This window comes from Streptacidiphilus sp. MAP12-16 (assembly GCF_041262165.1).
Classification (GTDB): domain Bacteria; phylum Actinomycetota; class Actinomycetes; order Streptomycetales; family Streptomycetaceae; genus Streptacidiphilus.
In genome coordinates this window covers 86,714-105,895 of record NZ_JBGCBY010000007.1, presented here as the reverse complement: position 1 = coordinate 105,895, position 19,182 = coordinate 86,714, and the positions used below count along the sequence as shown (strand labels likewise).

At 69.7% G+C, this 19,182-nt stretch carries 15 protein-coding genes; 11 read left to right on the top strand and 4 right to left on the bottom strand.

The window, feature by feature from the left end; genetic code table 11:
• Positions 1–88: 88 nt before the first annotated feature.
• Positions 89–3,871, bottom strand: a complete 3,783-nt coding sequence (locus ABIA33_RS11220; protein WP_370080002.1) for a S8 family serine peptidase — start codon at positions 3,869–3,871, stop codon at positions 89–91.
• Between the two features lie 378 nt (positions 3,872–4,249).
• Between ABIA33_RS11220 and ABIA33_RS11215 the strand changes: the two genes are divergently transcribed.
• A complete protein-coding gene (locus ABIA33_RS11215; protein WP_370080000.1) occupies positions 4,250–4,699 on the top strand; it encodes a DUF6325 family protein in 450 nt (149 codons plus the stop codon).
• 394 nt (positions 4,700–5,093) lie between these two features.
• Here ABIA33_RS11215 and ABIA33_RS11210 read toward each other — a convergent pair whose 3' ends face one another.
• Positions 5,094–5,504: a hypothetical protein gene (locus ABIA33_RS11210; protein WP_370079998.1), complete on the bottom strand. Its 411-nt coding sequence runs from the start codon at positions 5,502–5,504 to the stop codon at positions 5,094–5,096.
• Between the two features lie 233 nt (positions 5,505–5,737).
• Here ABIA33_RS11210 and ABIA33_RS11205 point away from each other — a divergent pair, with 233 nt between their 5' ends.
• The 8 genes from ABIA33_RS11205 to ABIA33_RS11170 all read left to right on the top strand — a co-directional run bounded on the left by ABIA33_RS11205 (position 5,738) and on the right by ABIA33_RS11170 (position 10,415).
• Complete coding sequence (locus tag ABIA33_RS11205) at positions 5,738–6,382, top strand: GAP family protein (protein ID WP_370079996.1); 645 nt, start codon at positions 5,738–5,740, stop codon at positions 6,380–6,382.
• Positions 6,383–6,740: 358 nt separating this feature from the next.
• Positions 6,741–8,162, top strand: coding sequence for a DUF2252 domain-containing protein (locus ABIA33_RS11200; RefSeq protein ID WP_370079994.1), 1,422 nt, complete (start codon positions 6,741–6,743; stop codon positions 8,160–8,162).
• Positions 8,163–8,192: 30 nt separating this feature from the next.
• Positions 8,193–8,504 carry an SHOCT domain-containing protein gene (locus tag ABIA33_RS11195; RefSeq protein WP_370079992.1) on the top strand — a complete coding sequence of 104 codons (312 nt, stop codon included), beginning with the start codon at positions 8,193–8,195 and terminating at the stop codon, positions 8,502–8,504.
• A gap of 140 nt (positions 8,505–8,644) precedes the next feature.
• Positions 8,645–8,896 carry a hypothetical protein gene (locus tag ABIA33_RS11190; RefSeq protein WP_370079990.1) on the top strand — a complete coding sequence of 84 codons (252 nt, stop codon included), beginning with the start codon at positions 8,645–8,647 and terminating at the stop codon, positions 8,894–8,896.
• A 397-nt stretch (positions 8,897–9,293) separates the two neighbouring features.
• A complete protein-coding gene (locus ABIA33_RS11185; RefSeq protein ID WP_370079988.1) occupies positions 9,294–9,683 on the top strand; it encodes a YccF domain-containing protein in 390 nt (129 codons plus the stop codon).
• A gap of 99 nt (positions 9,684–9,782) precedes the next feature.
• Entirely contained in the window at positions 9,783–9,875 is a 93-nt protein-coding gene (locus tag ABIA33_RS11180; protein WP_370079986.1) for a SulP family inorganic anion transporter, read from the top strand.
• Positions 9,876–9,905: 30 nt separating this feature from the next.
• A complete protein-coding gene (locus ABIA33_RS11175; RefSeq protein WP_370079984.1) occupies positions 9,906–10,103 on the top strand; it encodes a hypothetical protein in 198 nt (65 codons plus the stop codon).
• Positions 10,104–10,145: 42 nt separating this feature from the next.
• Positions 10,146–10,415 (top strand): hypothetical protein, encoded by a 270-nt coding sequence (locus ABIA33_RS11170; RefSeq protein WP_370079982.1) that lies wholly within the window; start codon positions 10,146–10,148, stop codon positions 10,413–10,415.
• Positions 10,416–10,530: 115 nt separating this feature from the next.
• Here the strand turns inward: ABIA33_RS11170 and ABIA33_RS11165 are convergent, their stop codons facing one another.
• On the bottom strand, positions 10,531–15,534 hold the full coding sequence (locus ABIA33_RS11165; protein ID WP_370079980.1) for a cation-translocating P-type ATPase: 5,004 nt from the start codon (positions 15,532–15,534) through the stop codon (positions 10,531–10,533).
• Positions 15,535–15,909: 375 nt separating this feature from the next.
• Here ABIA33_RS11165 and ABIA33_RS11160 point away from each other — a divergent pair, with 375 nt between their 5' ends.
• Positions 15,910–16,251: a hypothetical protein gene (locus ABIA33_RS11160; RefSeq protein WP_370079978.1), complete on the top strand. Its 342-nt coding sequence runs from the start codon at positions 15,910–15,912 to the stop codon at positions 16,249–16,251.
• Between the two features lie 245 nt (positions 16,252–16,496).
• A complete protein-coding gene (locus ABIA33_RS11155) occupies positions 16,497–17,417 on the top strand; it encodes an aldose 1-epimerase family protein (protein WP_370079976.1) in 921 nt (306 codons plus the stop codon).
• 352 nt (positions 17,418–17,769) lie between these two features.
• On the opposite strand, the gene ABIA33_RS11150 is transcribed toward ABIA33_RS11155, so the two are convergent.
• Positions 17,770–19,026: an SHOCT domain-containing protein gene (locus tag ABIA33_RS11150; RefSeq protein ID WP_370079974.1), complete on the bottom strand. Its 1,257-nt coding sequence runs from the start codon at positions 19,024–19,026 to the stop codon at positions 17,770–17,772.
• Between the last annotated feature and the right edge of the window lie 156 nt (positions 19,027–19,182).

The window sequence follows — 19,182 nt, the reverse complement described above, 5'->3', positions numbered from 1 at the left end:
CCTCCTCCCCGTTCGACTGTTGGTCCAGGGAGGATACGAGAAGCGGCCCCGATCAGCGAGACCGGGGCCGCGATGTCGTCGGTGACGGTTACCCGATGCTGCGTCCTCGACCGCTACCGCTCTTCAAACCGTACGCCCGGGTCACCTCCTGCGAGATGCTGTTGCCCGCGGTGTCCCACGAGGTCGCCTTGAGCGAGACGAATCCGTTGGACGGCGCGTTGAACTCGGCCGTCCAGCGCCCGGTCGCGGTTTTCTCCAAGGTGACGGGGTGCCAGGTGGCTCCGTCGTCGTACGACACCGCGAGGGTGCCACCTGCGATCATTCCTGCGCCCACCGCGCCCGGCAGATGGCCTGCGGACAACCCGATCGTCTGCCGTCCACCCTTTCTGTTGCCGGCGAGGTCCGTTGCTACCTGGTAGTCGAGCTGCATGAGCGCCATCCGGTCGATGGCCATCGGATCCGTCACTGGGGCCGACAGCACCTTCCACACCGTGTGGGTGCTGGGCGAGAGCCGGTACAGCGCCGGATCACGGTTGGCCTGAAGGTCGAGGGTGTACGTCGAGGTGACCGTCGGCAGCGGGTAGAGGGTCGCGGACGGCCAGGCCGAGGTCGAGACCAGAGTGCCGTCCTGATAGACCTTCATCAGTAGCGTGTCGCTGCCGTCCTGCATGACGCCGCCGTGGTCCGAACCGCTGTCGGTCCACGGTGGAACATTGATCTCCAAGAAACTCTGCTGCCGGTCGGACGACCAGAAACCGCCTCCGTTGCGCGGGTGCGCGACGGGAGCGAACCAGTTGTCCGTCACCTTGGTGCCGGGCCGGTACGTCACGTAGCCCGAGACGGACTCCAAGGCCATGGCCGGACCGGTGACCGCGGACTCCGCCCAGGTGGTGCCCGGCTGGGCGGAGACGTAGTCGGTGCGCGTCCCGGGCATCGAGATCTGCAGCGGGAAGCCGTACGAGTACGTGCGGTAGGGCCGGTAGTCCCAGCGGAATTCGCCACCGGCGTAGGCGGTGTCCCCGTAGAAGTTCATCTGCACCGTCGCCAGGTCCTTGGGGCGTGGGCGGTACGTCAGGTCCGTGGGGATCTTGCCCGGATGGGGGTCGACCAGGTCGTAGACGTAGGGCGAGTTCGGTACGCCCTCGACTCCGAGTCGCGAGCCGCCGCGCTTCGCCTCGGCGACCAGCGGCGCGCCGGTCAGAGCGGTCACCGACACCACGGGCACGGCACTGGCGCCACCGGCGTCGGTCCCCACCCATTCGTACAGCTTGCCAGGACCGTCGTTGACGACGACCAGCAGCTTCGCTCCCGCGTCCGCGGCCGCTTGTGCGCGCTGCGTCCCGGTGAGCGCATCCGAGCGGGTGACGATCACGGCTCTGCCCTTGACGTCGCGTCCCGCGTAGTCGGCCGGAGCCCCGGCGCCCGCGTAGACCGCGCCCAGGTGATCCGTGCCGTCGTACAGCGCGGATCCGGACTGCCCCAGCACCGTGACCGGCTTACCGTGATCGGTCAGGGTCAGCAGCGGGTACGCCTTGCGCCACCGCGTCTCGTACTCGAAGCTGCCGGTGGTCACCTTCTTGGTCGGCAGGACGAACAGGCTGTCGTAGCCGGGTGGCAGCAGGTACTGCTCGGCGATGGTGCTGTTGGCCCCGTCGGACCGGTACCAGTCCGCGTAGAGCATGCGGTCCTCGGTCTCGCGCGGTACCTGCGCGGTCGCCTCATTCGCCCTGGCTGCGTCCAGGTTCAGGCTTTGGTCCTTGTCCATGATGATCTCCGGGCTGCCGAGCACTGCCAGGCCGACCGAGTCGGGTCCATGGCTGCCCGCGACGGGCAGATAGCTCACCGCGCTGTACTCGCCCGCGGGCAGCCGTACATCTGCCAGGCCGGTTGCGCCCACGGTGATGAACGACGGGTCGGGGATGCCGAACTGCTGCAGCTCGACCGAGCCTGCGACCGGGGCACCGGAGCGGTCCTTGAGCGCGATGTGCAGCGTGTACCGCTGATCCTCCTTGTACAGGCCGATCTGAGTACGCACCTGCGCCTGGTTCGCGGCGTCTGTGGCAACGACCTGCCCCAGGTAGCGGCGGCCGTTCTCGCCCATCGCCGGTCGTCCGGTCGCGGTGACCGTCGCCTTGCCGTGCGCCGGCACGGTGACGGAGTCGCTGGAGAGCGTGAACATTCCGGCCGGTGCGGGCGCGCCGGCGCCGGCCGTCGGGTCCACGTCGTACGGGCCCCCGGCCACCTCAGCGGTTTCGGACAGCTTCAAGGTGACCGCCGCGCTACCGGAGTTGCTGTAGGTCAGCGTCTGCTGCACCGGCGCCTCGTGGTCGTGCGGCCAGGCGTCGAACCCGAAGTACGCCGAGCCGGTGCCGGCCACGGTGGCGTTGATCGAGGAGGAGATGTCGACGCGTCCCGCTCCCACCTGGTACGCGGTGTCAGCGGACAGTTGCTTGGACGTGCTCATCAGCTCGTCCTTGAGCTGCTGGCCGGTCCAGCCCGGGTGCTCCTGGGCGAGGATCGCGGCCGCGCCGGCGACGTGTGGTGTCGCCATCGAGGTGCCGCTCATCGTCTGGTAGTAGCCGGTCGCAGCGGTTCCGCCAGCCTTGGCGGCCAGGATGTCGACGCCTGGAGCAGCGATGTCAGGCTTGAGGGCATAATCCCCGAACCGTGGCCCCATGCTGGAGAAGGGGGCCAATTGGTCGCTGGAGTCCACGGCGGCCACGGTCAGGGCCGCGTCGGCCGCGCTCGGGGAGCTCATCATCGCCTCGGCTCCGGTGTTGCCGGCAGCGACGACGAACAGCGCTCCGCTCTGTGCGCTGAGGTTGTCCACGGCCTGGCTCATCGGGTCGGTACCGTCGCTGGGATCCGAGCCGCTGAGGCTCATGCTGATCACCCTCGCGTGCTGGGCGACAGCCCACTCCATCCCGGCGATGACCCAGGAGTCGTCTCCGGAGCCCGAGTTGGACAACACCTTGCCCATCAGGAGGTCGGCGCCGGGCGCAACTCCCTTCTCCAGGCCGCCGGAGGCCGCGCCGCTGCCGCCCACGGTGGAGGTCGTGTGGGTACCGTGACCGTTGCCGTCGTCCGCTGTCTCGCCCGGGACGAAGCTGACCGCCTGGCTGACCCGGCCGGCCAGATCGGGGTGGTTCTGGTCGACACCGGTGTCCAGGACCGCGACCTTCACGCCCTTGCCGTCGTACCCGGCGGCCCACGCGGCGGGGGCGCCGATCTGCGCGGTGCTCTGCGCCAGATCGGCGTGCACCCGGGCGTCCAGCCAGACCTTGGCCACGCCGTATCCCAGGGACGGCCTGACGGTGTTCTGCGCCGTCGAGGGCACCGGACGGTTCCCCGTGAGGGAGGTCCAGGCCTGTCGCGCCTGCCGCTTGGTCGCCTTGAGTGCGGCCCCGTGGATGCTGGGCAGCGCCCGTATGCGCGCGGTTCCTGGGAGAGCCGTCTGCGCGCTGCGGATCGCCGCGGAGGCGGACGAGTAGCCGACGATCACTGGGATGCCGTCGCTGTGCTGGTCGTCGTAGCCCTGACTGATCAGTGTGGTGACGTCGAAGAGCCGCCGGTCCACCTCACCGGCCGCGAGGTAGGGCATGACCTCGTCGGGGAGCACATACAGGTCCTTGCCGACGGTCTCGGTCCTGACGCCGCCCTTGGCACCGTGCGGGCGCTGCACGTCGACGGCCTGCCTCGCGCTGCCAAGGTCCACGACGCGCACGATGTCGCCGGTGATGAGGGTGACCGTGTGCGCGGTGCTTCGCGAGGTCGCCTGTGGCAGGGCGGCGTGGGGCCCGGCCGCGACCGCGGGGCCGCCCGGTCCGATCAGAAGCGCGAACGTGGCAGCGCCGGTGGCCGTGACGGCCACGGCCCTCCGAACGCGTTGGCGACGGCGTGCGAGAAGAATCATGGGTCGGGTCTACCGGCCCGGGCCCAGGCGATGGAATGTCAGGAACCTGGCGCCAAAGCGCAGCGGCGCACATGCGCCAACCGGACTCGGCCGACCGGCGCAGCGCATCTGCGGTCTCCCGAGAGGCGCCGCGTCACAGGCATGAACGCGAATCGTTGCGTGCCGGGGAAGCCCGATCGCGCGGGCAGTCGACGGTCAGGCCGAATGCCGCCGCCAACCGCTCGCCATGCCTCAGGCCGGCGTTGCGCCCACAATGATGGATAGGGGAAATACGGGCACCGGATCAACATCCCGCCAGATGGAATCCCCGCACCGTGAACAAATGAAGGAGTCGACGTGAGCGACGACCATGACGAAACGGGACCCATCGACTACCTGGTCGTCGAGTTCCCAGGAACAGGCATGAACGGCGAGGGCCTACCGATGCTCGTCGACCTGGTCGAGCGGGGCCTCATCCGGATCCTCGACCTGACGTTCATCAAGAAGGAATTGGACGGGTCGGTGGTCGGCGTGACCGTCGCCGACCTCGACCACGACGGCACACTCGACCTGGCCGTCTTCGAAGGAGCATCATCCGGGCTGCTCAACAACGACGACCTCGCCGAGGCCAGCGCCATCCTCAAGCCCGGCAGCTCCGCCGGCATCCTCGTCTACGAGAACCTCTGGGCCGCACCCTTCGTCTCCGCACTACGCCGCAACGGCGCCCAACTCATCGCCAGCGGACGCATCCCGGTAGCAGACGTCCTCACGGCACTCGACACCGCAGACGCCGCTCCCCCTGAGTGAGAGAGTTCGCGCGAACCAATCCGTCCGACGGACAGAGCGGCAAGGTGAGGGACATGCCAGGTCTCCTCCACAGCATCGTACGCAGAGCGATCGTCGCGGGGACCGCAACCGCGGTCTCCCACCACGTTTCACGACGACAGGCGGCCCGGTGGGCGCGGCGGAACCATGGTCGGCGTCACCATGCCGGTTCCGTGCGTTCGGAAATCATCAGTTCAGCTATTGAGGATCTGGTCCTTCTGGCACGCGAACTCAGACCCGGTCAGCAGGCCCTGGGTGGGACCGCGTGGGTTCGGTCGGGCTTTGGAGTCTTTCAATGGTCATGGAGTGTGCAGCACTCGAGAACGCGACGTCGCTAGGGGTGAGGCTGTGCCACGGCGCAGCCAACCGCGACACCCTAGCGTTGCGACCACTCTCCCGGATGGTCAGCCCAGTACACCTGCAGAGGGTCGGCGAGGTCCACATCCGGTCGGTGGCGGCGTACGTGCCCCTCGAACTCCGCCTGCGTGGCGATCGGCTCCCAGAACGCCGTGCCGTCCTGTCGCTCGATCTTCACCTGCCGGTACCGGACCATCCCGATGAAGGTGGACACCTCAACCTGGTAGGTCACCCACACCTCCCGGCCCCCACCGTCCCAGGACACCTGCGCCGGATCGTCGAGGTCCACCCGTAGGCCCGCGCGGGCGAGGTGGCGTTCCAGCTCGTCCAAGGAGCTCGCCTCGAGTGCCGTCGGCCCGGGCAGGAGCACGGGCCGATAAGGTGGCGGGCCCTTGACCACCGGACCCACAAACACGATCGGTTCGCTCATTCCCCCATCGTGTTCAGGGCAGAGCGCACCCCGCAATCCGGGGGATCACCACACCTGGCGACCGTCACGCCTCGTACCAGCCGGCACACAGGTCACGCACCCTCGGTTGGCGGACGCCACCGCGTGAGTTGTCCGAGCTCCCCGTAGCGTGATGACGAAAGAAGCCAGCCCACCGCGCGCCTGCCGGTGGACCGGATCGAGCAGGATCCTGATGATCATTGTGAGCAAAGCGGATGATCTTTGACCTCGTTCTCCTGGGTCTGGCGATCACGCTGGAGCCGGTGCCGATCACTGCGTTCATCCTGCTCGTATCCGGCGATAGGGGTGTGCGCAAGGGCCTTGCCTTCATCCTTGCCTGGCTCGCCGGACTGGTCGCGGTCCTCGCCGGAGTCCTGTCGCTCACGGGAGGCAAGCCGCCGCATCAGCACACGTCCCCCTCGACCACCGCCCTGGCCGTCAAACTGGCCGTCGGGGTCGGGCTGCTCCTCTACGGCAACCATCGGCGCCACCGTGCCGGCCGCCCCCACAAGACTCCTGCCTGGCTGGCGCGAGTGGATCGCGCGTCATCGTGGACCGCCGCCGGCCTGGCCGTCCTCGTCCAGCCCTGGGCGCTGGTTGCCGCCGGCGGTGCGACCGTTGTGGACGCCAAGATCTCCAGCATCGAGTCGTACCTCATGCTGGTGTTCTTCTGCCTGCTGTCCTCGGCGAGCCTCCTCGCTATCGAGCTCTACGCGACGTTCGCGCCGTCTGCCGCCCAAGCCAGACTCGCCAGGCTGCGCACCTGGATGGACGACCATCAGGACCAGGCGGTGGTCGCCCTGTCGTTGCTGGTGGGATTCTGGCTGGTGGGCAAGAGCATCTACCAACTCGTCCAGTGAGGCACGGCGCGGGCGGGCGCCGTAGTTCGGACAGACCTAGAGTTGGGAGGGTGGCGGAGCGCCCGGCGCCTGGCACGACCGGCAGGCGCGGCGCCGCCCGGATGGGAGATTGGCGGATGACCGCGAACCCAACAGCGGAGGTCGGGCGCGCCGGCGTCGTTTCTGCGGCGAGCAACATCACGCACGCATTCTGTATTGAGCTGCCGAACGAGGCCGTAAGCGGCATCTGAACGCCACTGGCATCTGGGCGAAGCCCGGTCGGCCCGCGACCCGACCGGCGAAAAACAGCCTCGGCGACACCCGGGGCTTCCAACGGGGCACGCTGCCAACGGCTACATGCAGGCAGGAGGGTCTTTCCATGACTGACACCACGACTGCGGGTGCGCACGAGCACCCGCACCCGACTGCTGCGGAGCGCGCAGCCCGGGGCAGGGCAGCCCGGGTGACTGCACCCCGGTCGGGTCACGCCGACTACACGCCGTCGAGCAACAGGTTCAATCCGGTCACACTCCTTGAGGAGCAGTCGGCGGCAAGGGTTCCCGAGCTCGTGCCGATCCGCTACGGCCGGATGACCGAATCGCCCTTCCGCTTCTACCGGGGCGCTGCCGCGATCATGGCCGCCGACCTGGCCGGCACCCCGACCAGCGGAATCACCGCCCAGCTGTGCGGCGACGCGCACCTGCTGAACTTCCGCCTGCTCGGCTCCCCCGAGCGGCATCTGATGTTCGACATCAACGACTTCGACGAGACGCTGCCCGGCCCCTGGGAGTGGGATGTCAAGCGGCTTGCAACGAGCATGGTGATCGCAGGGCGGGAGAACGGCTACTCCGACCGTGAGCGCGCCGCCATCGTGCAAGCCACCGTGCGGTCGTACCGCGAGCGAATGCGGAGCTTCGCCGGAATGCGCAATCTCGACGTCTGGTACGCCCAGATCGAGGCCGACAGCCTGCAGAGCCTGTTCGCCGACCAGCTCAACGCCCGTCGGCGCAAGAACCTCACGCGGGCACTGACGAAAGCGCGTACGCGGGACAGTCTGCAGGCATTCGAGAAGCTGACGGAGGTGGTCGACGGGCAGCGCCGGATCGCCGCCGCACCACCGTTGATCGTACCCATCGGCGACCTGCTCCCCGATGTCGAGCGCGGCCAGCTCGAGAGCACCATCCGCACGCTGATCGACCGGTACAGCCACAGCCTGCAGGACGACCACCGCTTCCTGCTCGATCAGTTCCACCTGGTCGACATGGCTCGCAAGGTTGTCGGCGTGGGCAGCGTCGGCACCCGCTGCTGGATCGTCCTCATGGTTGGCAAGGACGAGGAGGACCCCCTGCTCATCCAGGTCAAGGAGGCCGACCGATCGGTACTGGCGGAGCACGTGGGCGAGAGCGCGTACGCCAACCAGGGGCAACGTGTCGTCAGCGGGCAACGCCTCATGCAGGCCACGAGCGACATCTTCCTCGGCTGGGAGCGGGCCGAGGGCATCGACGGTCGCCAGCGCGACTTCTACGTGCGCCAGCTGCGTGACTGGAAGGGGATCATCGAACCCCAGACGATGGTGCCGGAGGGCATCCGGATGTTCGGGCAACTGTGCGGATACACACTGGCCCGCGCCCACGCCAGGTCCGGGGACCGGATCGCCATCGCCGCGTACCTGGGGAAGGGGGACAGCTTCGACCGGGCACTGTCGACGTTCGCGGAGAGCTACGCAGACCAGAACGAGCGCGACCACCAGGCCCTGGTCGACGCGGTCCATTCCGGCCGGGTCACCGCACAGGCAGCATGACCCCGCCAACGAACCAAGGAGAAACAAATCATGCCAGGTCTACTTCGCGGAGTCGCACGCACGGCCGTCGTGGCCGGAACGGCGACTGCGGTCTCGAACCGCGTGTCACGGCGGCAGGCGGGTCGGTGGGCTCAGCAGGGCCAAGTGCAGGCCCCACCGCAGGAATACCAGCAAGCCCCGCCGGAGCCCGCTGCCTATGCCGCGCCGGCCGCCGCCGCGCCGGCGCCCCCCACCATGGACAGCAAGATCGAACAACTGAAGGAACTGGGCGAACTGAAGGCCCAGGGTGTACTCAGCGATTCCGAGTTCGCGGCCCAGAAGGCCAGGGTTCTCGGCTCCTGAACAGCTCCGCCGCTCCACCTGGTCCAGCCCGCCGAAGCTTCCGTCCGCACAGCCCCTGAGGGCGTCCAAACGGACGGAAGCAAGGGCTGCGCAGGCCACCACCGGATGCGGCCGGAGGCTTACCGAGTTCTCATGGTCACATGGAACCGCATCCGGCCACTGCCTACACCAACGAACTGCTGGCTCTGACGAATGATCTTGAACAGGCCGCTGCGGCGGACTTTGTCCTCCGCGTGTTCGACGGCGGCGCCTACTACGGCTCTCACAACGCTCTCGTCAACGTCGCGGCCGAGGAGAACGAAAAGGACGCGCAGATCCGGAGGCTGGCGGAGCGCTTGGAGGCCCTGGGCGAAGACCCGCTCGCCATCGCGAAGCTGATGAGCGGGAAGTGACTGATGGAACGCGGCCTGCCCCGTCCGGGCCAAGCGGCATGGCATGGGTAGCGCGATCGGCCAGATGCCGGCTTCGGCCGTCGGCATCGCCGTCAGTCCGTCGGCGCTGATCGCCGCGGTACTGATGCTCGTGCGGCGTGGTCTCTGTGGGTAGAACTGGTTCTGGGTCTGCTCTTCCTGCTGGTGGCCCTCCAGCAGGAAGATCGCGTCCCCGGGAAGGCCAGGAACCGCGCACGCCGGCCTGGACGGACCCAGGCCATCGACTCGATCTCGCCTGGGAAGGCAGCGGGTCTGGCTGCCCTTCTCTCGGCCGCCAACGCACCGTTCCGACCGGGCGGTCCGGCCAGCGGACGTATCCCACAAACCGCCAGTTCACACGGATGGCAGGGCAGAGATCATGAAGACCATTCTCAACATCATCTGGCTCGTCCTCTGCGGCATCGAGATGGCCATCGCGTACGTGATCGCAGGCATCATCTGTTGCATCCTCATCATCACCATCCCGTTTGGCATTGCGGCTTTCCGTATTGCCGGGTACGCGCTCTGGCCTTTCGGGCGCACCGCGGTCAGACGCCGTGATGCGGGAGTCGGCTCGGCGATCGGCAATGTGATCTGGATCGTGGTGGCCGGCTGGTGGCTGGCCCTCCTGCACCTCATCACCAGCATCGTGCTCTTCATCACGATCATCGGCATCCCCCTTGCTCTCGCCAACCTCAAGATGATCCCAATCTCCCTCGCGCCGCTGGGCCGCGAGATCGTCTCCACCTCCAGACGCGGTCAGGTCTGAGCGACTGCACGGAAGGCGACCCTCGTGCACCTGCCACCGAGTTCCTGGCGGTCCATCAGCCCAGGTCTCGCACTCCAACGCGGCCGCCACGCAAGTGCGGTGCGCACCGACCTCCTCGCCGGACTCACCGTCGCGGCGGTCGCCGTTCCCGCCTCCCTCGGCATGGCCGAACTCGCCGGCGTCCCCCGGTGATCGGTCTGTACGCGAGCACGCTGCCCCCTGGTGGCCTACGCCTTGGTCGGTTCCTCGCGCGACCTGGTGGTCGGACCGGACGGCACTCTCTCTGCGCTGACCGCCACCACCGTTGCCCCGCTGGCCCTCGTTCCGACGGTTCGCTCCGGCGTCGCCGCCTACCTCGCTCGCAGCACCGAGCGGTCAGCCGACACCGCGCCGGACGACCCCGGGCACCAACCCGGCTGATGTCGGCGTGCGAAGCAGCGCGGGGTGCCGCATCGTGGCCCCATGAGCAACGACAACGCCCCCCTGTGGGGCTTCGAGATCAACACCCACCTCCTCACAGCAGGCGGCACGCTCGCTTTTGGCGGATCCCTGCTCGCCCTGGCCGGTGTCTCCCTCACCGGCCTGGCCCTGTTGTCCGCAGGACGCAAGCGAGTGCTCCGGATGGAAACAAGCCCGCGCGGCCTGACAACTCAGTGGTATCAGCAGGCCAAGCGAGCCTCAACGGCCAGCGCTCAGGCGTGGCACGACGGAGTCGGAGCCGGCTCGGCTTAGACCGACCGGCAAAGGGCGGATATGGCGACCCACCTCGATGTGCCTGGTCACGACCATGTCGGCGGCAGGCTGCACGAGCAGCAGCAGGTGGCCCGACGAGCATGGAGGTGGTTTGTCACACCCACAATTCATCAGTCCGGCGATCTGCCGTAGCGCCAGGGAGGGGCCACAGCAGGCCGGGGGCGACCGCCGCACCGAGCGTGGCTGCCGTGGCCGCCCCGGTGACGATCGCCCAGGCGCCGGGGCCCAGCGGGGTGCAACCGAAGAACTGGCTGACTCCCGGTGTCTCGACCACCGCGAACAACGCAACCGCCGAGACCGCGCAGGTGCTCAGCACCAGCGGGCTGTGCCAGCGAGTGAGCAGTGTCTGGCCGAGCTGGGCGCCGACCAGGGCGGTCAGGCCCATGGTGGAGGCGCGGCGCCTGCCACCCGGGACCAGCCGGGTGAGTCGGCCGAGCTGCCAGGCGGCCAGCGCGGCCAGCGCGGTGGCGCCGCCGCGTACGGCGAGCACCTGTGCCATGTCCTTGCCCGCGAAACCGCGGGCCGGGGCGCCGCTCAATGAGACATCCCCCTCATCGCCGCCGCGCTCTGCCGGAGTCAGCGCTACCGCCAAGGCGGGCAGCATGTCGGTGAGCAGGTTGACCAACAGAAGTTGACGGGTCGTCAGTGGTGCCCGCCCGCCGAGGGCGGTTCCCAACACCGTGAACGCGACCTCGCCCGCGTTACCGCCCACCAGGATCGCGGCGGCGTCCCGCACGCTCTCCCACAGGGCCCGGCCTTCGCGCAGAGCATCCAGAATCAGCGAGGTGTCCGCCGCAGTGAGGACCAGGTCCGCGGCGGTACGGGCAGAGCTGGAGCCCTGTCCGGCGACTGCGATTCCCACGTCGGCGCGGCGGATCGCGGCCGCGTCGTTGGCACCGTCGCCGGTCATCGCGACGACGCAGCCGCCGCGCTGCAAGTCCTTGACGATGCGCGTCTTCTGGGTCGGGGAGACACGGGCGAAGACCGTTGCCTGTTGCACGGCGGTGATGCGCTCAGCGGTGGACATGGCATCCATCTGAGTGCCGGTCATGACCCGGTCGGCGTGCGGAATCCCGAGTTCGGCGGCTACGGCAGCGGCTGTAGTGGGGTGGTCACCGGTGATCATCGTCACTCGGATGCCGGCCTCCTCCAGCCTGCGGACGGTTTCCTCTGCGGCAGGCCGAGGGGTGTCGGCGATGCCGATGAACCCCAGCAACGTCAGGTCCTCCACATGGTCGGCGACCCTCCCGCGCACCGACGCGGTGTCCGGAACCCTCCTCTCGGCGACTGCCAGCACCCGCAGGCCCTGCTTGGCCAGCGTGCGTACGGTGCCCTGTGCCGATCGGCGCCGTGCCGCAGTGAACGGCTGCTCCTCGCGGGCAGACCGTCGAGGCGCCTGGGCGCGCCCGGGCGCCTGTACTCGGACGCATCGGGCCAGGACCACCTCGGGAGCCCCCTTGACCTCCACCACGACCCGCTGGCCCTCTCTTCCGAGCGAGGCGGCGTAACCGCGGCTGGTCTCGAACGGCAGTTCCTCTTCGAGGGTCCAGCCAGGGCCCGTTCCATCGGTCCCTGCGGCCTGCAGGACCGCACGGTCGGTCGCATGGGGCAAGTGCCGGTCGTCAGCCTCCGTGGGCGGGCAGGCGCGGGCGGCGACGCGGAGCAGCGTCAGGCCCTCCTCGCTGCCCGGGACCAGCGGCTGGGCAGCCGGCCCCACCAGCCGTACCAGGTGCAGTCGGCCTTCAGTGAGGGTTCCGGTCTTGTCGAAGCAGATGGTGTCGACTCGGCCCAGGGCCTCCAGGGCCCGGGTGGAGCGCACCAGCACCCCGAGCCTGGACAGGCGGCGGGCGGCCGCCAGCTGCGAGAGGGTGGCGACCAGCGGCAGCCCCTCGGGGACGGCCGCGACCGCGACCGCGACTCCGGAATCCAGGGCACGGCGCAGCGGCAGGCCGCCGAGCATTCCCAGAGCGGTGACGGCGGCACCGCCGACCGCGGTGGCGGGCAGAGCGATGCGGGTGAGTTCGGCGAGGCGGGCCTGCATGCCCGCTGAGGCCTGGACGTGCCCCGCAACGGTGGAAGCCTGCCCGGCTTCGGTGGCTTCGGCGGTGGCCACCACCACGGCGAGGCCACTGCCGGCCAGGACTGTGGTGCCCTCGTAGAGCATGCAGCGCCGGTCGGCCATGTCGGCGTTGGGCGTCGGCTCCGGGGTCTTCTCCACGGGGACGGACTCACCCGTCAGGGATGCCTCGTCGACTTCCAGGGCATCGGCGAGCAGCAGCCGGGCGTCGGCCGGCACGACGTCGTTGGCTCGCACCGCGATCAGGTCACCGGCTCGGAGCCGGTCTCCGGGGACCTCCTCGGTCGGCGCCTCGCGGAGGTGGGCGAGCGGCGCCTGGTCGGCCGGTCCGGGGCGAGCGTCAGCATCAGCCTCCACCACCGCCGAGGCGTCCGGGTGCGCAGGGGTGGCCTGGGCCCGGTCAGCGCAGACCCGGCGCGCAGGGACCTGCTGACCGAGCAGCAGATCTCCGAGGGCCTGTTCGGCCCGCAGCCGCTGGGCCCCGCCGATGACCGCATTGCCGGCCATCACGCCGACGACGAGCAGTGCGTCGACGCTGGAACCGACGATCGCCGACGCTGCCGCACCCAGGGCGAGGACCGGCGTCAGCGGATCGTCGAGTTCATGCTCTGCCGCGACTGCCAGACGGATGGTCGCACCGATCGGGGTGACCACGGCACGCCTGATCAGCGGGCTCTCTGCAAACCTCTCCTCGGCCAGGTGGATCCGGTGCAGCACCGCCGCCGCCCCGGTGCGCGGCACGAGTTCGGGCTCGGTACGGCTGCGGTGCAGCCTGTTGTAGACCTCCTCCGCGCTGAGGGCGTGCCAGGCGTTGCGGACCACCGGCCGTGGCAGGGGTCGGTGCTGCAGCCGCCGGGCGGCGAGCGCGTTGGCGGCCATCGCAGTCAACGAGGCGGCGTGCGCCGGTGGCAGGTCCTGCCACGTCGTCAAGGGTTTCAACGGACCACCGCCACTTCGGCGTCCGGGTCCCCCGACGAGCAGCAGCGCGCCGAGCGCGGAGCCGCTGAATGACAGTTGCGCGGCTCGTTCGCTGGCCCGGTGCGCGGCCGGTACGGCGCTGAGGACCCGCCAGACCTCCGCCAGGCCGGGCCCGCACACCAGGTCGGCGCGCCAGTCGGCCACACCGGTTCCGCGCAGGACGCTGATGCCCACGTCAGCGGCGTCCAGCGCCTGGTCGCGGTCGTGCGCGATGGCCAGCACGCCGTGGCCCTCACGTTGCAGCGCCTGGATGTGGTCGGTCAACTCCTCGGCTCGGACCGAGGACTCGTCACCCCAGGCATGCAGTTCCCCGGTGCTCGCGTGCTGGGTGAGCACGACGTGCCTGGCAGCGTCGTGCGCTGCGGTGAGCAGGGCTTCGGCCAGCGGGTCGAGCGAGGCTCCCACCCGTACGCGTCCGCAGATGGTTCCGTGACGGTCGATCAGATCCAGGGTGAGGCCGGCGGGATCCGCCGGGCCGCTGCCGTCGGGAACGTCCGCGGCCCGCAGCAGCCGCCAGCCGTCGGCGCCACTCCCCCGGTGGGCGTCGCCACCGTCGCCGCTCTCGTCGCCGTAGCCCGCGTCGGCAGGGGTGCTGGACGGCCACGGTCCGGTACCGGACAGATCGGCCATACTGCATCGCTCGAGCAGTGCGGTGGCGAGCCGCCAGACGCCGGCATCGTCCAGGGCGTCGCCGGTCGAGAGGGCGGAGAGCATTCGAACGTCGCCGTCGCACAGCACCGAGGAATCGATGACGACGGCGCTGACCCGGTCCAGGCGCCGCAGCGCGGTGGGCTCGAGCACCACCACGCCGCGGCGCGCGAGGTCGTGGCCCAGGACGGCGGCGAACGATTCCCGTCCATGCCGGGCCGCCTTGGACACCGTGGCGAGGATGAGTTCGGCTGCGGCTGCCGGATCGCGGGTGCCCACCAGGGCGCCGACGCCCCCGAGCAGGTGTCCCATCGCGGTGCGATCGGCCGCCTTCTCCACCGGTCCGTCCGGCAGCGGGCAGGGACGCTCAGGTCGCTCCGCGTGCTCCTGGGGCTGCCCGACCCCGCCGGGCACCACCAGATGCTGCTCACGCCGGTTCCACGCCTCTCGCCGGGCGCGGACCTCGAAGAGCTGGAAGGTGCGGTGCGCAGCATCGGCGGCGAGCGGTACCGCACCCTGAGCCAACCCCTGAGCGGTCGCCCCCAGGAGCGCAAGCAACGCATCGGCGCGCAACGGGCCCAGGCGCTGTTCCAACGCTTCCCGGGCCCGCGGTGCGGTGTCCGCCAGCGTCACCGCGGCGTGCACCGGCCGTGGCAGCAGTGGCAGGTCGGAGAGTCGACCCAGCACGGCCGCGACCAGCCCCACGCCGTCGGCGGCCAGGGCGAGCCCGGCAGCCGCAACGGCAGTGTCGTCGTCCGGCGGCGCAGCGTGCACGCCCTCCTCCGCTCGGCGCGCCTCGTGGGCTTCCTCAACCTCTTCCACCGCGTCCACCAGCGAGTCCAGGTCGACGCCGCCTTCGGCGAAGTCGATCAGGATGTGCCCGGTGACCGCGTTCACCTCGGCCCAGTTGACGCCCTCGATCCGGCCCAGCATCTCGGTGAGCGCGTGCGCGTAGCGCTGGTGCTGCTCCCCCTTGCCGTGCAGGCCGTGGGCCTGGATGTGCGCGCGGCCGGCGCGGGACCATACCCGGCGGTCGCGGCGGCCGCGGGCCAGGGCACCGAGCGATTCAGTGACCCGCGCCGCGCCCTGCAGCTTGCGGTCGACTGTCTCGCGGACCGAGGACAGGCCCGGAACATGCGGCACTTCCGCTGGTGGGGACGACGACGGCGCCGAGGCGCGCGGCGACTGCGGCAGCTCTGCCGTGAGCGGGCGCCGCTGGAACGTGGCCGTGCCGGCCTGGGTGCCCGCGCGCAGTGCACCGACGGCTGCTCCGCCGACCGCGGACGCGATCCGTGCGGTCTCATCGACGCCCTCCACAGCGCCCTTGACTGCGAGTGCGGTCACCACACCCGCAGCCCTGACCGGCACGGTCAGCACCGCTCCGATCAGGGACACGCCCGGTACCTCCACACCACGCCCCGTCCCTTCCGCTCCCGCATCGTGTCCTGTGCTGCCACCGTTGGTCGGTTACGAGGCCGCCGAGCGAGCGGCTGCCCGCGCGTCACACTGCACCAGGAAGCCAGCGGGGCTCCTTGACAACGTACGCGCCAGGCCGGTTCCACACAGCGCAGCCGCTGCCATCCGGCGTGGCGTCGAGCCAGGCCAGGGGCCACATGGGTGATCCTCACCCGGCCGGGCGACGCTCCCGGCCGACTCCGGCCACCACGGCCACCACGGCCACTCGATCAGCGCAAGCCCCCTCGCTGTGCATCGTGAACCGGGCGAGGCTGCTGTCATGGGCCAGTCCTCAAGATTCACCAGGAGCCTTCCATGACTTCTCGTCGTACCCGCTGTGTGTACGCCGGGGCCGCTCTGCTGTCGCTGGCTCTGACGGGATGCAACGGCGGTGACACCGCCCTGGGGACCATTACCTTCGTCACGCCCATCGGCGTGGGCGTGACGGTCGCCAACCCCAGAACCGGGATCTGTCACCGCCTCGGCGATGTAGGTGTGCTCTCCGTCTTCAACCAGACCGGGGCTGACATCTTGATGTATCGCGGCGCTGACTGCGCCAATGACGACGGCTCGGCGGGGATCTATGTCGCAACCGACACCTCGGACCAGGTCGTGCCGAAGTTCGGGCTGTGGCGGAGCTACCGAACGGTCGTATGACCGGCGACACCCTTCGGACGCCGCCTCTGACGGCCCTGCTTGTGAACTGCATTTGTGCCGTGCCTGCGCCGCCGTGAATCGTCCAAAGGGGCGAACCTGCCGAGTAATTCCGGTCGCGAGATCGTGTTCGCCTTGTTGGGGCCCGCGCGGGCCCGCAGGCTGGGGATCGAGAGGGCTGCCGCGCGGGCCGCCGCGCTCGGGCTCGCGGGCTCTGCGCACCCTCAGGCAGAGCGAGGAGACCGCGAGTGCAGGAAAGCGCGACCGGACGGCAGCTGACGCTGCGTCATGGCGGACAGACCGCCGTCGTCGTCGAACTGGGCGCCGCGCTGCGGTACTACGCGATCGACGAACGCCCGTTGATCGACGGCTTCGCGGCTGGCGACCGGATCACCGGCGGCCGCGGCCAGCTCCTCGTGCCGTGGCCCAACCGGGTCAAGGGCGGCCGCTACCGGTGGCAGGGCGAGGACCTGCAACTGCCGTTGACAGAGCCGGAGAGCGGCAACGCGATCCACGGACTGCTCCGCTGGACCTCCTGGCAGGTCGTGGATGTGGACGACAGTCGAGCTGCCCTCGAAGTCACGCTGTGGCCGCAGCCGGGCTACCCCTTCCACCTGGGGGTTCGAGCGGAGTACTCCCTGGGCGACGAGGGCCTGGAGGTGACCGTGACCGCACGGAACCGGGGCGAGCGGGTCGCACCGTACGGCGTGGGCCACCACCCCTACCTCACCGTCGGCACCGCCACGGTGGACGAGGCGGTGCTGACCGTCCCGGCGCAGAGCTGGCTACGCACCGACGCCTCGGGTCTACCCGTGGCGACCGAGGCGGTCGACGGCACGCCGTACGACTTCCGCAGGCCGCGGGCCGTGGGCGCGCAGCACTTGGACACCCCGTTCGGCGACCTCGAGCGGGACGCCCGCGGTCGTACGGTCGTACGCCTCGCCCACCCCTCAGGGAGGCAGGGTACGGATGTGTGGCTCGGCGAGGGCGCGGACTTCTTGCAGGTCTATACCGGCGACACCCTGCCGGAGCCGGAACGACGTCGCGCGGTCGCAGTCGAGCCGATGTCATGCCCGCCGGACGCCTTCCGCAGCGGTGCTTCGATCGTCGCCCTCGGGCCTGGACAGCAGCACAGCGTCCGGTGGGGCATCACGCCGTGGGTGAGGTGACAGCGCGCCGATGACTCGGGTCGGCGACGGATGCAATCGAGGCTCGTCACCCCCAACGTTACCGGCCCCCTGGGCGAAGAACAGGGACAGGACCAGCAGGCCGCCCACGTTGGTGACGGCGAACAGGCCCGCCTCCTGTCCCACCAAGCCCACGCCCACGACTGCCTCTTTCGCCGCTACTGCCATCGGCTCGGCGCACTCGAATCGCCTGCGGGACCGGGGCCGCTACCGGGTCGGGGCGGCGGCGCCGAAACCGAGGAACGTGACGCTCAGCACCGCGAACGGGTCGCGTGCGGCACGATCGGCAGTGGGTCGATCGGCCACGGCGGCCGCGAGCCTGCGATCGCTCCGCTCAGGCGAGGACCTTGGCCTTGGCCTGCTGGAACTCCGCATCTGTGATGTCACCGCGGTTCTTGAGGTCGGCGAGTCTGGCCAGCTCCTCCGCATGGCTGCCCGTCCCCGCGCTTTCACGCACGTAGGCGCGGAAGTCCTCCTCGTTCTTCTGGGTCCGCTTCAGTTCGCGCTCCCCCATCCCGCGGCCACGGGCGATCAGGTACACGAAGACACCGAGGAACGGCACGATGACGACGAAGACCGACCAACCCGCTTTCACCCAGCCACTCAGCGTGTCGTCACGGAAGATGTCACCGATGACGCGGAAGAGCAGCATGAACCAGAGGAACCACAGGAAGATCACCGCGATGGTCCAGAACAGGTTGAGCATCGGATAGCTGGCTGCCAACTGCGAATGCACCATGGTCCTACTCCTGCCGGTTGATGATGGGCCCCGTGTGGGGCTCACCGGAATACCGCCTTGGGTCCAGCCTGCGAGAACTGCTCGCGCTGCCGCTTCACCCGGAGCGGGTGACGGCCGATCCTGCGGCGGGACTGTCCCCTGCATGGGCAGGACCGCTCCTGCCGCGAACGCGTCCACGTACCCTCCGTCGGCCGCCGGGAGCATCTGGAACAACGTCGTAGCCGAGCGCGGCGCGGCGACCGGGCCGGCCGAGCCCGACACTCGGCGCGACCCGGTCGCCCGGTCGCTCCCGCTACTCGCGGGACAGCATGGCGGCAGCTTCCCGTTCCAGGTCGACGAACGGTTCACGTCGACGCCCACCCGCTTGAGCGTTCCGCCGGTGAAGGCCCAGGGCCTGGTGCCGGGATAGTCGTCGGTGACGGCATCGCCGCCGTCGCGGCCGGCGTTGAGACCCTCGCCCGCGATGCTGAACATGCCTGGCTGGGTCCTGACCAGCCCCTCGCCGACCTTGTGGTCGCCGTAGTAGAGGCTCAGGATGCCTCGAGCAGTACCGGGCGGGTCCTCGCCGACCTTGTCGAAGGAGGCGGCCAGGATCAGGTTCCGACCAGTCGGCAGGAGCACAGCGCGGTGGTGTGCCACTGGCCGTAGCAGGCCGTTCGCTGCGATCCGGTCGATGTTCGGCGTGTCGATCGGGCCGCCGTAGCAGCCCAGCGCTCCGAAGCCCACGTCGTCGAGCACGATGTACAGCACGTTCGGCGAGCCAGGCGGGGCCTTCGGCTGCTCGTAGGGACCCCAGTCCGGAACCGAGTCGCGGATGTCGAGGTTGACGACACCCCGGAAGGGCTTGGCCATGGCTTGTCTCCTCACATCTGGCCCAGCCTCCAGCGTCAGGAGCCGCAGGGCCCGGAGGCGTCACCCGGGGCAGGTGACCGCAAGTGGTGATCACGAGGCAGCAGGGGTTCAGTGGAGGTGTCGACCGTTCACATGTCGCCCCTCTCGTGAACCCCG